Genomic DNA, 13,387 nt, shown 5'->3' on the forward strand with positions numbered 1-13,387 from the left:
TCTGGCGGTACTCGTCCTCACCGAACTCCACGCGGTGGCGGTAGTCGATGTAGGTCATCCGGCCCCAGGGGGGGCCCGCCCCCTGCCGCCGGCACCCGGCCGGCCCCGTCGTGCTCCGTCTCCTCCTCCAGCAGGGCGCGGACGGCGAGGAGTTCGGCCATCAGCGGGGCGAGTCCGGACAGGACGCGCTGGGCACTCCGGTCCCGGAACAGCGCGCGCAGGGCCCGTACGGCCGCCGGGCCGCGGTCGGCGGTGACGGCCTCCAGCAGCCGGCGCATGCCCGGGTCGCGTGCGAACCCGGGGTGGTCGACCAGCAAGGCGGCGATCCTGAGACGCAGTGAGGCGACGGCGACCAGCGCGGCCAGACTCTCCCGGCCCAGCATCCGGCTCACGCCCTTCGGCGCGGTGATCGCCGGGGCACCGAGGCCCTGCCCGTGCGTCAGGGCCCGCAGCAGCGCCCACCGGGCGGCGAGGCCGGTCCGGGGACGCCGGCGCGCGGTGACGGTCAGGGGCACGGCCCGCAGCGCGCTCCCGGTGCGGGCCGACACCGCGCGGATGTCCTCGGCGACGCCGGCCACGTCCCGCGCGCACCGGCGCAGCAGTTCACCGGCGTCCCGGCCGTCCGGCGCGGACCGTCCGGGTGCGTGGCCGTCCACTCGCATCCGACGCTCCCTGGCTCGACGACGTACGACGACGTAGGACGCCATACGACGACATACGACGGGCTACGGCCGCGCCGGCGGGACGCGACCCCGGTCCCATCGTCGGCCAGCGGCACCGGGCCCGCACCTTCATCCGTCCAGGCAGCGGATGCCCGCTCCCGTCACCGGCTCCCGGTCGGCCCCGTGCCCGTGCGGAGGGGCCCCTCCGGCCCTCATGCCTGCGGCATCAGCCCCGCCGCGACCGTGGCCCCCAGCTCCCAGCACGCCTCCGTGCCGGCTTTGCCGGGCTCGCCGGTGACGGTCACCGCGTCGGCCGCGCGGCGCCAGCCCAGGCCGGTGGTGACGGCCTCGATGGCGCGGACGGCACCGGTGACGTCATTGCCACCGTGGACGTAGTAACCGAACGGCCGGCCCCGGGTCTCGTCCAGACAGGGGTAGTAGACCTGGTCGAAGAAATGCTTCAGCGCACCGGACATGTAGCCCAGGTTCGCGGGGGTGCCGAGCAGATAGCCGTCGGCTTCCAGGACGTCGGAGGCCGTCGCGGACAGGGCCGCCCGCCGGACGACGCGGACGCCCTCGATCTCCGGGGTCGTGGCGCCGGAGACGACGGCCTCGAACAGCGCCTGGCAGTGGGGCGACGGGGTGTGGTGGACGATCAGCAAGGTAGGCACACCCCGCACCCTGCCGTGCGCCCGTGTCCCCTCGCAAACGGCGGGCGTGGCAGGGGGCGCGGCGGGGTAGAGGCTGTGCACGGGATGGACGGGAGGGGCTGCCGTGACCGGTACGGACGCACTCATGGCCGGTCTAGTCCCCACGGGGCTGCCGGGCGGCTACCGGTGCCGGCCGGCCGCTGTCGCGGACGCGGGCGCGATCCACCGGCTGGTCGCCGCGTGCGAGAGCGAGCTGGACGGCCGCGCCGTGACCGGCGCCGACCGGATCACCGCCGAACTCACCCTGGCCGGTGTGCGGCCGGAGTCCGACGCGCTGCTCGTGTACGACGGCGCGGGCGGACCGGCGGGCTTCGGCTGGGTGCGGGGGCGGCGGGCGAGGGTCCAGGTGCACCCCGCTCACCAGGGGCGGGGCCTCGGCGCTGCGCTGCTCGCCTGGGCCGAGTACCGGGCCCGGGAACAGGGCGGTGACCGGCTCGCACAGACCGTCTCCGACACCGATCACGCCGCCGTCGCGCTCCTGCGGGCCTTCGGGTACTCCCGGCTGGTCACCGAGTGGCTGCTGGAGATCGCGCTGCCGCACGAACCGGAGGTGCCCGATCCACCGGCGGGCATCACCGTGCGGCCGTTCCGGCACGGTGACGAACAGGCCGCGTACCAGCTGACCGAGGACGCGTTCGACGAGTGGCAGCCACGGCGGAAGAGCTACCCGGAGTGGGCCCGGCGCACCGTCGAACGCGCCACCTTCCTGCCGGAAGCGTCACCGGTGGCCCTCGCCGGCGACCGGATGGTCGGGGTGGTCCTGTCGCTGGACGTGCCGGGCCGTGACGAGGGGTACGTCGAGCGGGTCGCGGTACGGCGCGACCACCGCGACCGGGGCATCGCCCGCACGCTGCTGCGGGAGGCGTTCCGCACCTTCCACCACCGAGGCCGGCCGGCCTGCACCCTGTGGACACACTCCGGCACCGGCGCTCTCTCGCTCTACGAGCGCCTCGGCATGACCGTCCGGCGCAGCTCCACGGTCTACTGCAAGGCACTCGTCACCGACTGACCGGGCCCGCCGGCGCGGGAAATGGCGTTCGGCGCGGTCGACGCCCTCGGTTACAGTGACGCCTCCTGAACAGGAGGGGAGAAGGACGTGCACGTCAGGGTGGGGTCCGTGGGGGGCGGAGTGGTCGTGGCGGTGGCGCTGACGGCGGTGCTCGGCGGGTGCGCGGAGTCGGCGCCGAGCGCCCGGAGCGAGAGGGCCAGGGGCGAGGGGGCCGGGGAGAGCGCGAGGGCGAGCGGCGGTTCGATCGGCGCGGCCGGATCGAGCTGCGAACTGCCCGTCCGTTTCGACATCGCCAAGGACTGGAAGGCCAAGCCGGTCGACGCCGAGAAGGAGCTGTCGAAGGCCTCGAAGGGCTCCGGCGGCGACCTGAACGGGGCACTCGCCGACGCCTTCCTGCGCCAGGGGCCGGTCACCACGGCCTGCGAGATCGACGCCAAGCCGGCGGGCCACATCGGCTTCCTGCGCGTGTGGACGGGCAAGCCCGGGGACGGCGACGCGGGCAGTGTGCTGCGCCGGTTCGTCGCCGCGGAGGACAACGTCAGCAAGGAGAGGTACCGCTCCGTCAAGACCGGCGGCGGGCTGAGCGGCGTGGAGGTGGAGTACCTCTACACCAGCAAGCTCCTGGAAGAGACGAAGAAGGAGACCGCCCTCGCGGTCGGCACGCCCGACGGCCCGGTCGTCCTGCACCTCGGAGGCATGGACAGCGAGGAGCACGACGCGATGCGACCGGCGTACGAACTCGCCAAGCGGACACTGACGTTGAGCTGAGCGCAGCGCCGGGCTGCGCTCACTCGACGGCGTGGACCGGCCCGGGTTTCGTGAGAGGTCCGGCGTCCGCGACGGGGATCTCCTGGGAGCCGAGCCGGTCGTAGAAGGCAAGGGCGGCGACGGTCAGTAGCGCAGGCGCCTGGCCCGGAGGAGCATGACCAGGCCCGACAGGGCAAGCAGGGTGCCGAGGACCGCGGGCCACACGTGCGCCCCGGTCTCCGCGAGTGAGCCCTGCGTGCCCTGCGGTCGGGGCTGCGCGGAGGCGGGCGGGACGTGTCCGGCGGCGGTGGCCTGGGCGGGCGGGGACGCGGCGGCCGTGGGCGTGAGCGTGGCTGGTGCCGGTGCGGTGGAGCCGTTCTGGCGGGTGGGGGCGTGCTGTGTGGTGCCGCCGTTGTGCTGTGAGGGGTGGTCCTGGGCCTTGGTGGGCTGGTCCTTCCTGGCGGGCCGGCTCTGCTGGGTGGGCCGGCCCTGCTGGGTGGGCTGTTGCCGCCGGGTGGTGCGGTGCGGTGTGGTCGTAGCGTCGGTCCTCGGCCTCTCGGTGGGCTGGGCGGCCGAGGACGCCGGTGCGGAGGTGGCGGTGCCGCCGGGCTGCTCCGTCGCACCGTCGCCCGGGGCAGCCGTCGCACCGTCGGTCGGGCCGGCCGTCGCACCGTCGGTCGGGCCGGCCGTGGCGCCGGAGCCGGAACTCGCCGTGGGAGCCGGCGTCGTACCGGAGCCGTCGCCGCCACGGCCGCAGGTGCGGCCGGAGTTGATGCAGTCGACCATCTCGCGCATCAGGTCCTCGTCGAAGACGTTGATGAAGTCGCCGTGGTCGGTGACGGGCTTGTGCAGTTGCTCGGGGAAGGAGTCGACCGCGAAGAGCGGCACCGTACGGCCGCCGTCCTGCAGGCTCGGCGCCTTGACGTCGTAGACGATGCGCTGCACCAGCTGCGGAACGGCGCGGAAGCCGGCCGGACAGGAGCCGTCGGGAGCGGTGAAGGCCACATGGGTGCGGTGGTTGGCGCTGTCGATGTTGCGGCCGTCCCAGCAGCTCTGGAACCGGAAGGTGCGCACCACGTCGCTGCCCGGCGGGCACAGCGGGTACTTGTCCTTCAGCTGCCGGTCCTCGTAGCCGGTGCAGCTCCAGGACGCGTTGGCGTTGCCGGGCCCGTTGACGAAGGCCTTGGCGTCGCCGGTGATGATGCGCAGGAACCGCGGCATGGCGGTGACCTTGTCGCGCGGGTTGCCCACGAACGTCAGCGTGACCTGCTTGGGCGTGACGATCTGCCCCGCGTTGCCCTCCGTACCGCCGCCCGGCGACCCGGCGTCCCGTTCCTGGGTGCCGTTCTGCAGGCGCAGCACCGGCCAGTAGTACGTGGACCTGTCACCCTGGTCGGCGCAGCTCGTGCCGGCCTTCGCCAGGTCGTCGTCGCTCGCGAAGGCGTTGTTGCCCTGGTTGCCGACGTAGTCGTGGAAGTGGTGGGCGCCGTTGGAGACACCGGGGGCGACGATGACGTTGTCGGAGTTGCGCAGGCCGTTCGCGTTGACCCCGCACGCGGAGGAGAAGGTGCCGCGCGAGGCGTCGGCCTGCTGGGGCGGGGCCGACAGGTCGGGCTGCACTGAGGTGATGTCCGCGTAGTCGGAGACGACCGGTCCGTTGCCGCCCTGGCCGGCTCCGGTCTGCTGGGCACCCCCGCTCGGGGCGGCGGTCGCCTGGGCACCGTCACCCGCGCCGCCGCCGGCGGGGCGCAGGGTGCAGGCGGCCAGGTCGTCCAGGCCCTGCGGGCGCTCCCCCACCCGGTCGACGGCGTCGGCGATCCGTCCGATCGCCGCGGTCCGCTGCTCCTTCAGCGGGTTCATGATCGTGTCGTCGACGGAACCGGAGGTCTGACTCGCGGCCTGCCCCGTGGACTGACCGGCGGCCTGCCCCGACTGCTGCTGGAGCTGCCGGTACGCCGCCGCCGTCTGCCGGTCCAGGAGGGCGAGTTCACGGTCCACGTCGGAACGGGCCGCCTCCGGTACGGAGGTCAGCCGGCTGCCGACATCGGGGCAGTCGATCGTCGCCATGCCGGCGGACAGGACGTGGCCGGTGCCGTTCGCGCCGGACCCGTCACCCCAGCCCTCGGTCGCCGAGGCGTAGACGTTCGCCGCGACGAGGCCGCCTCCACCCAGCATCAGGGCGACCGCTGCGAAGGTCGCGCGTCGTGCGCCGGTCGGGCGTCTGCGGTTGTTGCGTGCCAAGGTCGTCCCCTGTGTGGTGTGTGCGCCGGTCGGGCATGGAGCTCCCCGGCCTGATACGGAGGGCGGCGGCGATGTGTTCAACGGCCTCGTGAATTCACCGGTATCTCACAGGAAAACGCGGGGCTCTCCCCTTCCCCTTCGAACGTCACCACGAACATCACAAATACGTATCGGACATTCCACGCCTCAACCTTCACACGAGGTACACACGTTGGCTAGGTTGACGCGAGGCCGCCCGGCGCTCGACGGAGCCGGACGAGACGGCCCAACTGCCCCGTGGGGCAAGGAAGGAGCATGTCTTCCATGGCGCCGGAGAGCCGCGACGAGGTTCCGCAGCGGGACGAGGTCCGGCAGCGGATCAACTCCCTCTACGACCAGGCCGAGAACGCGACCGGGAACTACAACGCGACCCGGGCCATGGCCTCGGTGACGCGCTCACGGGGTGTTCCGCTGGCCAAGCGGTCGGGCCGACGGCCGGATCCCGCTCTCGACGAGGTCGCCCGGCCGTGGTTCGACCTGGCGCGCGCCAAGCTCGGACCGACCGTCCCCGCCGTACTGCCCGCCGACCGGCTTCCCGGCCGCTCGGCTCCGGGACGCTCCCGGGAGCGGACGGGCGGCGGTCTCCCGGGCGGCACGCCGGACGCACTGGGAACGGGCCTGTCGGCTCGGCGGCCCGAGGCCCTGGAGCGGGCCGCCGACCGCGCGGTGGCCGAGCTGACGGCCGGCCCGGCACCGGACCCCGAGCAACTGGCCCTGGCCGCACGGGAGAGCGGACGCGCGGCGCTGCCTGCCCCTCGGCGCCCTGAACTTCCCGGTGCGTCAGATGAGTCGACCGGCCTCACCGGAGCGGGAGCGCGCGGTGCGAGCACCCCGGAACTGTCGCTGCCGGGTCCCGCGGCCCTGGTGGGTACGGAATGGCAGGCGGTTCCGGCCGACCTGGAGACACCGCGACCGGTGCCGGGCGTTCCCGGGCTCGGCCTCCCGGCGGAACCGGCCGGGCCGGGTCCCGGTGAGACGGCCGCCCTTCCGGTGACCGGACCGTCCGCGCTCCCGGGCGTCCCGGCCCAGGAGCCGTGGACGCTCGCCGGCCCCACCGCGCCGGGCCGCCCCTCCCCCGCCGCGTCCAAGGCCGGCAACCAGCGCAAGCTGGCCGCCGCGAGCGACGTGATCTCCCGGTACGCCGCCCAACTGGTCGGCGCGATGGCCCTACCGCCCGCGTCGGCTGCGACCATGCCACCCGCGTCCGCCCCGGCGACACCGCCCGCGTCCGTTTCGGCCGCACCGCCCACGCCGGTTACGGCCGCGCCACCGACGTCCCTGACAACCGCACCGGCCGCGCCGGCCCCGGCCCCACCACTAGCGCCCCACACGGCCGCACCGGCCGTGCCGGCCCCGGCCCCACCACTCGCCCCCCTCACGGCCGGGCCGCCCGCGTCCGTTTCGGTCACACCGCCGACCCCCCTCACAGCCGCCCCCGTTTCGCCCGCGCAGCCCCTCTCGGACCCCGGAACCGGTCAGTGGCAGCAGCCGCAGTGGGCGTCACCGGACGGGGTGGCGGCCGCGATGCCGGCCGAGGACACCTGGGCCTCCTGGTCCACCACCGGGGCCTCCGCGACCGGCACCGGTTCCTTCATGCCCGTCCCCGAGTCACCCCGGGCGGGGCGGGCCGCCAAGGCCATCGCGTTCGCCCGGGCGCAGATCGGGAAGCCGTGCGTGTGGGGTGCGACGGGGCCGGACTCGTACGACTGTTCCAGTCTCACCCAGGCCGCCTGGAAGGCCGCCGGGGTCACGCTGCCGCGGGCCGCGCACCAGCAGGCGCTCGCCGGCGCCCCGGTCACCCTCGCGGGGATGGAGCCCGGTGATCTGGTCCTCTTCTTCGACGACGACCGGCACGTGGGCCTCCACGTCGGCGGCGGCATGATGGTGCACGCGCCGGGCCCGGGGGCGTCGATTCGCGAGGAGTCGGTCTACGGCGCCGGCGAGTCGGCGATCCACCGGATCGTGCGACCCGCCTGACGGGCCCGTGGACCGGTCTGCCCGGCCGACCGGTCCACGGGCCGGAACCGGGGTCAGCCGCAGGTCAGCCGCGGCACCGGTGTGCGCGCCGACTCACGTAGGGGTCGACGACGGTCTCGGCCCAACGACCGGTGGGGAGGCCCGGTTCGCCGATGCTGCGGCCGTCGTCGGCGCGGAAGCGGATGCCGAGGTGCTTGCGCATGCGGTCCCGGGTGAGGCCGATGGCGGGGCCCGGTCCGTCGCGAGGACGTCGGCGTAGTCGCCGAACACCGCGCCCGGCACACCGCTCCGGGAGGATCACCCCCGACCATAAGAACCCGCTGGGTAAGTCATAAGATCACCTTATGACGTCATAGACCGGACCCGCGTACCAACTTAGGGCTGCCTTAGTTTAGGCTTCTTGATCGAGTCGCCATTCACGCTCGAAGGGAACCTGATCATGCCGCGCCCCCTGCGGGTAGCCATCGTCGGAGCCGGCCCCGCCGGGATCTACGCCGCCGACGCCCTCCTCAAGTCCGAGGTGGCCGCCGACCCCGGCGTCTCCATCGACCTCTTCGAGCGGATGCCCGCCCCGTTCGGCCTGATCCGGTACGGCGTCGCACCCGACCACCCGCGCATCAAGGGCATCATCACGGCCCTGCACCAGGTGCTCGACAAGCCGCAGATCCGTCTGTTCGGCAACGTCGACTACCCCGGCGACATCAGCCTGGACGACCTGCGCGCCTTCTACGACGCGGTGATCTTCTCCACCGGCGCGATGGCCGACCGCGACCTGTCCATACCCGGCATCGACCTGGACGGCTCCTACGGCGCCGCCGACTTCGTCTCCTGGTACGACGGCCACCCGGACGTCCCGCGCACCTGGCCGCTGGAGGCCGAGAAGGTCGCCGTGCTCGGCGTCGGCAACGTCGCCCTCGACGTGGCCCGCATCCTCGCCAAGACCGCTGACGAGCTGCTGCCGACCGAGATCCCGCCGAACGTCTACGACGGCCTGAAGGCGAACAAGGCCGTGGAGATCCACGTCTTCGGCCGCCGCGGCCCCGCGCAGGCGAAGTTCAGCCCGATGGAGCTGCGCGAGCTGGACCACTCGCCGAACATCGAGGTCATCGTCGACCCCGAGGACATCGACTACGACGAGGGCTCGATCGAGACCCGGCGCGGCAACAAGCAGGCCGACATGGTCGCCAAGACGCTGGAGAACTGGGCGATCCGTGACGCCGGCGACCGGCCGCACAAGCTGTTCCTGCACTTCTTCGAGTCCCCGGCGGAGATCCTCGGCGAGGACGGCAGGGTCGTCGGCCTGCGCACCGAGCGCACCGCCCTGGACGGCACCGGCAACGTCAAGGGCACCGGTGAGTTCAAGGACTGGGACGTCACGGCGGTCTACCGCGCGGTCGGCTACCTCTCCGAGAAGCTGCCCAAGCTGCCCTGGAACCTGGAGACGGGCACGGTCCCGGACGAGGGCGGCCGGGTCATCGAGGAGGGCGGCACCCCTGTGCAGTCCACCTACGTCACCGGCTGGATCCGGCGCGGCCCGATCGGTCTGATCGGCCACACCAAGGGTGACGCCAACGAGACCGTCGCCAACCTGCTGGACGACTACGCGAACGGCAGGCTGCACGCCCCCACCGCGCCCGACCCCGAGGCCGTGGACGCATTCCTCGCCGAGCGCGAGGTCCGCTTCACCACCTGGGAGGGCTGGTACAAGCTGGACGCCGCGGAGCGGGCCCTGGGCGAGCCGCAGGGCCGCGAGCGCGTGAAGCTCGTCGAACGGGAGGACATGCTGCGGGAGAGCGGGGCGTAGGTCCCGGATTCCGCAGGGCTCGCGAGGGGGCAGGCGCCGGGGCGCCTGCCCCCTCGCCCCGTTCAGGCCCGCGTGGCCGCCCGCTCGAACACCTCGTGCAGCGGCACCGGCGGCAGCAGGTGCGGGAACGGGCCGTGCACGCCCGCGCCGGACCACGAGGCCGGATGGGCGGTCAACTTCCCCGTCTCCAGCGGCAGACGGGGTGCCTCCAGAGCCTCCCGGGTGTCCCGCATGAATGCCGTGCGTCCGGCACGGGCCCGGCGTCCGGTCTCGACGGCGCCCATGGCCACCGGTTCCGCCTGCGCGGCCCGGTGCCGGGCGGCCGTCCAGCCGTGCCGGCGCCGGACGTTGCGTCCATGGGCCGGGCGAGCGCGCACAGCCGGAGACACAGGGCGGCGGCGTCCGTGCCGACGCCGAGCCGGCGGGCGGTCCCGGCGGCCGGTTCCGGCACGCTGAACAGGGGACCGGCCTCTGGCCGCCGAGGGTCACGGGTGTCGCGGTGGCGCGGGCGGCCATGCGGTCCAGGCCGCCGAGCACGCCCGCGGCCGCTCCAGACCCGGCCAAAAACCGGGGCGCGGCGTCCGGTCGCACACGTCCAGGGCCGCGCCACGCGGTGGCGGCTCAGCGGGGAGCGAGCTCGCGGCGACCGGCCACCGCCAGGACCGCGGTCAGCAGGGCGAGCACCACCGCCTGGGCGATGTCGCCGCGGAGGTACGCCGCGGCCTCGGGCAGCCCGAGCCACGGGTAGAGGGCGGCGACGCGCACGGACAGGAGGAGCAGGCCGAGCACGGCGAGGGCGAGCGCGCCGCCCGGTACGCCCCGCTCCGTGCGGCGCACGCTCCACAGCAGCCAGCCCAGGGCGCCCACGACGAAGCAGTTGCCAGGGCCCCACACCAGGTCGGAGGCGCTGGGCAGGAGCACCAGGGACGCGCCCGTCACCACGCACGCCGCCATGAGGACCAGTCCGGGGGTACCCGCCGGCAGCCGGGCCGGGGGCGCGTCGCGGTGGTGGGCGGCGCACAGCACGAGGGCCGGCAGCCACGCGAGGAGCGCCAGCGTCACCACGAACGTCGGCTCCCCGATGACCGTCACCCCCGTCAGTGAGGACACCAGCGGCCACAGGGTGGGCAGTGCGGCCACCAGGGCACCGGTCCGGGCGAGGCGGCGACGGCCGTACAGGAGGCCGAAGTAGGCGGCTGTCCAGCCCAGCGGCAGGACCCACTGGGCGACGGCGACCGTGCCGCCGAGGACCCCGTGGTCGGTGAACCCCGAGAGGAACAGCCGCCGTTCCGCCCCTCCCCGGGTGAACGACCAGGTCAGCTGCAGGATCGGCGCGACTACGGCGGAGGCCGCCAGGACCAGGACGGCGGCCAGCGCGAAGAGCCGGGCGCCCGATCCGAGCAGCACGTAGGGACGCGGCGCCCCTGCCGCGCCGAGGCGGCTGCGCACCGCCAGGGCGGCGATGCTCGCCACCTCGCCTAGTGTGGGCCGGCTCTGGTCCTGTGTGTCGCGGTCGAGGTCGGCCAGATACGTCTCGACCATCTCCTCCTCCCGCTCGCGCCGGTAGTAGGCGGGGAGCAGGCGCAGGACGGCTCGGTAGCGGGCCTCCAGCAGTGTGGTCATGCGTAACCTCCCGCGAGTCCGGGTGCGGTGGGGGGTTCGAGTCCGGCCGGGCCTTCGGCGGCGGGGCGGACGGCGGCACCGGCACGGCGGCCCTCGGCGATGCGCCGCTTGGCCGCGCCGGCCCCGGCGGCCATCCGCTCGGCCTCCGCGTCCAGGGCCGCGACGCCGTCGTCGGTGAGCCGGTAGTAGCGCCGCAGCCGGCCCTGCTGGACCTCTTCGCGGTCCAGCACGATCAGGCCGTCGGCGGTGAGCCGGTCCAGCACTCCGTACAGCGTGCCGACCCGCAACTGCACCTCGCCGCCGGACAGTTCCTCCGTCTCGCGCAGGATGCCGTAGCCGTGCCGGGGCTGGTCGGCGAGCGCCGTGAGGACGAAGAACGCCGCCCGGGTCATGCTCTTCGCTGTCATGAAGCCAGAATATATCGCCTGCCGATATATATCGAGTGGTTGTCGGCACCCGTGTGCCGTGGGACGCGCGTGCCGTGGGACCCGCGTGCCATGCCAACGGGGTCCGCCCCTGAGCGGATGGGCGGGCGGACCCCGTTCGCCGGACCATTCTGGGCGCCGTACGACGGCACGACCACGTGTGAAGGACGGCGGGCCGACGCACGCGCCGCGCACCCCGGGTGTACGGCGCGCGTCCCGTGCGCGAGGGCGCGCGGGATCCGCCACGCGCCGCCTCCCGGCCCCGGACGACGTCCCGCGCGGGCGAGCGGTGATACTGGGAGACACACCCGCCCCCATCAGCAGATTGGCTCATGTCGAACTCCGCCACCGACCGCGCCACCATCCCGCAGACCCTCTGGGCGGCCCGGGGCCGCCACACCGGTCCCGCCCCCGAGGAGGTCGTCCGCCGCACCCTGCGCCGGCACAAGGAGAACGGGGACATCGACGACTTCACCGAACCCCGCGTCGGCGAATCCCCCGTAGGCGAACCCCCCGTGGCCCAGGCCCCGGGCCGGCGGGTCTTCGAGGCGCGCTGGCGGGCCGGCGGCACGGTCACCGTGCGGGCCCGGCTCACCCTTGTGGCGCGCGAGGGCCGGCCGCAGGGGCACGAGTGGCGGCTCGTCGCGGAGGCCGAGCGCCCGTGGGACGAGGCGTGGCCCTCACCGGCGACACTGTTCTGGCCCGCGGGCGGTGCGGGCGAGGACGGCTCGTGGGACCACCACGCCACGGTCGCCGGGCTGCGCTTCCGGCAGGTCAACGCGCTGCCCGCGGACGACAAGGAGATGCGGCGCAGACTGCGGGAGGCGGCGCGCGAGGCGTGGTGCGTCAACCTCGTCGTGCACGAGGCGATGACCCCGGACGAGCAGGGCCGGCTGCCGCTGGCCCGGCTGCTGCCGCCGGGCCTCAGGCACCGCGTCGTCGAGCACCGGGCCGCGCCGCACCAGTTCCGTGCCGTCAACTGGGCGCTGAAGGACCTCGGCGTCGAGGTGCCGCGCGGGGGCGCCGTGCTGCTGCCCCCGGATCCCGCCTCGGAGGGCTACGACGGCCGCGAGCACCGCGTGCGCAGCGTCTTCCTGGACGGTTGCGAACCGGCCGAACTCGTTGCCGCGCTACGGCACTTCGTCGCCCTTCCCCGGCCGATGCCGCGTGAGGTGGAGGAGGCGCTCACCGACCTGCGGGAGAACTGGACCCTGATGACCGTCCAGGAGGAGCTGGAGCGTGAGCGGCGGCTGGTCGCCGTGTACACCGAGGCGCTGGAGGCGATGACGAAGTCCCGGGATCTGTACAAGGAGGCCGCCGAGCAGGCCCTGGAGGCGCTCGCCGCCTACCGTGACGTCCCCGCGCCCGTCCTGCCGCAGCAGCGGCCCGAGCCCCGGATGCCGGGTGCGCTGCAGCCGCTGACGCGGACGTTCGAACGGCTGAGGTCCGCGGCCAAGGCCCGCCGCCAGCTGCCGGCGAGCCCCCAGGGCCCCGACGAGGACCCGGTGCGCCGCGGCTCACCGGACGCCCCGGCGCCGGCCGGACCCGCGGCGGAGAGCGGCAGCAAGGAGACGGCCGACGGAACGGAGCCGCCGGCGTGACCGTCGGTCAGGCCGGCCGCCGGTTCCCACGGGACGGTCACGACGGCTCCGGGCTCCCCTGTGACGGCTCGGTTCGGTACTCGCAGTCGGCGCACACCCTCTCCGTAGGACCGGAAGTCGTCGGTGGCCGTGTCGTCGTATCCGTCTCGTGGTAACCGTCTCGTCGTAACCGTCGCTTCGGGGGCCGGAAGGAGGAGGCCGGATGGATTCCGCCACCACCTTGCTGGTGATCGGCGCCGTGCTCGCGGCCGTGCTGCTCGCCGTCGCCCTCGGACTGCTCGTGCGGCTGGTGCGCGCCCGGCGCACCCTGCGGCGGGCCGGGCTGCCGACGGGGCCGCGCTGGGTGTTCTGGGGCGCGGTCGTCTATCTGCTGCTCCCCACCGACCTGCTGCCCGACCCCGTCTACCTGGACGACATCGCCGTCCTGCTGCTGGCGCTGCGCAGCATGCGCGCCGCCCGGCCGCTGCCGCCCGGTCCGAACGAGCGCTGAACGGCCGCCGCGGGCCTCATCATGGAGCGACGCGGACCGAGTTCACCGGTACACCCGGT

The 13,387-nt window shown here is 74.2% G+C and carries 13 protein-coding genes; 6 read left to right on the forward strand and 7 right to left on the reverse strand.

What is annotated here, in order from left to right; genetic code table 11:
- Positions 1 to 17: 17 nt before the first annotated feature.
- A complete protein-coding gene (locus ACWC94_RS40675) occupies positions 18 to 662 on the reverse strand; it encodes a hypothetical protein (RefSeq protein ID WP_450802616.1) in 645 nt (214 codons plus the stop codon).
- A gap of 212 nt (positions 663 to 874) precedes the next feature.
- Entirely contained in the window at positions 875 to 1,333 is a 459-nt protein-coding gene (locus ACWC94_RS40680; RefSeq protein ID WP_450802618.1) for a flavodoxin family protein, read from the reverse strand.
- A 103-nt stretch (positions 1,334 to 1,436) separates the two neighbouring features.
- Between ACWC94_RS40680 and ACWC94_RS40685 the strand changes: the two genes are divergently transcribed.
- Positions 1,437 to 2,381, forward strand: a complete 945-nt coding sequence (locus tag ACWC94_RS40685; RefSeq protein ID WP_450802619.1) for a GNAT family N-acetyltransferase — start codon at positions 1,437 to 1,439, stop codon at positions 2,379 to 2,381.
- Between the two features lie 99 nt (positions 2,382 to 2,480).
- On the forward strand, positions 2,481 to 3,149 hold the full coding sequence (locus ACWC94_RS40690; RefSeq protein ID WP_450802649.1) for a lipoprotein: 669 nt from the start codon (positions 2,481 to 2,483) through the stop codon (positions 3,147 to 3,149).
- 123 nt (positions 3,150 to 3,272) lie between these two features.
- Here the strand turns inward: ACWC94_RS40690 and ACWC94_RS40695 are convergent, their stop codons facing one another.
- Positions 3,273 to 5,303, reverse strand: a complete 2,031-nt coding sequence (locus tag ACWC94_RS40695) for a DUF1996 domain-containing protein (protein WP_450802651.1) — start codon at positions 5,301 to 5,303, stop codon at positions 3,273 to 3,275.
- Between the two features lie 360 nt (positions 5,304 to 5,663).
- On the opposite strand from ACWC94_RS40695, the gene ACWC94_RS40700 reads away from it, so the two are divergent.
- Positions 5,664 to 7,385 carry an NlpC/P60 family protein gene (locus ACWC94_RS40700; protein ID WP_450802620.1) on the forward strand — a complete coding sequence of 574 codons (1,722 nt, stop codon included), beginning with the start codon at positions 5,664 to 5,666 and terminating at the stop codon, positions 7,383 to 7,385.
- Between the two features lie 64 nt (positions 7,386 to 7,449).
- On the opposite strand, the gene ACWC94_RS40705 is transcribed toward ACWC94_RS40700, so the two are convergent.
- Entirely contained in the window at positions 7,450 to 7,587 is a 138-nt protein-coding gene (locus ACWC94_RS40705) for a hypothetical protein (protein WP_450802622.1), read from the reverse strand.
- A 237-nt stretch (positions 7,588 to 7,824) separates the two neighbouring features.
- On the opposite strand from ACWC94_RS40705, the gene ACWC94_RS40710 reads away from it, so the two are divergent.
- Positions 7,825 to 9,189 carry an FAD-dependent oxidoreductase gene (locus ACWC94_RS40710; RefSeq protein ID WP_450802653.1) on the forward strand — a complete coding sequence of 455 codons (1,365 nt, stop codon included), beginning with the start codon at positions 7,825 to 7,827 and terminating at the stop codon, positions 9,187 to 9,189.
- A 62-nt stretch (positions 9,190 to 9,251) separates the two neighbouring features.
- Here the strand turns inward: ACWC94_RS40710 and ACWC94_RS40715 are convergent, their stop codons facing one another.
- The 3 genes from ACWC94_RS40715 to ACWC94_RS40725 form a co-directional block, all read right to left on the reverse strand.
- The gene (locus ACWC94_RS40715) at positions 9,252 to 9,566 is read right to left on the reverse strand and encodes a hypothetical protein (protein ID WP_450802623.1); all 315 of its coding nucleotides are present in this window, start codon (positions 9,564 to 9,566) and stop codon (positions 9,252 to 9,254) included.
- Between the two features lie 244 nt (positions 9,567 to 9,810).
- Positions 9,811 to 10,812 (reverse strand): hypothetical protein, encoded by a 1,002-nt coding sequence (locus ACWC94_RS40720; RefSeq protein ID WP_450802624.1) that lies wholly within the window; start codon positions 10,810 to 10,812, stop codon positions 9,811 to 9,813.
- Positions 10,809 to 11,204 (reverse strand): PadR family transcriptional regulator, encoded by a 396-nt coding sequence (locus tag ACWC94_RS40725; RefSeq protein ID WP_450802654.1) that lies wholly within the window; start codon positions 11,202 to 11,204, stop codon positions 10,809 to 10,811. Before ACWC94_RS40725 ends, ACWC94_RS40720 begins: the two co-directional genes overlap by 4 nt.
- A gap of 365 nt (positions 11,205 to 11,569) precedes the next feature.
- Between ACWC94_RS40725 and ACWC94_RS40730 the strand changes: the two genes are divergently transcribed.
- Positions 11,570 to 12,838, forward strand: coding sequence for a hypothetical protein (locus ACWC94_RS40730; protein ID WP_450802626.1), 1,269 nt, complete (start codon positions 11,570 to 11,572; stop codon positions 12,836 to 12,838).
- 202 nt (positions 12,839 to 13,040) lie between these two features.
- Positions 13,041 to 13,328, forward strand: coding sequence for a DUF1232 domain-containing protein (locus ACWC94_RS40735; RefSeq protein WP_450802628.1), 288 nt, complete (start codon positions 13,041 to 13,043; stop codon positions 13,326 to 13,328).
- The last annotated feature ends 59 nt before the right edge of the window (positions 13,329 to 13,387 follow it).

It is taken from the genome of Streptomyces sp. NPDC001135 (assembly GCF_053598395.1).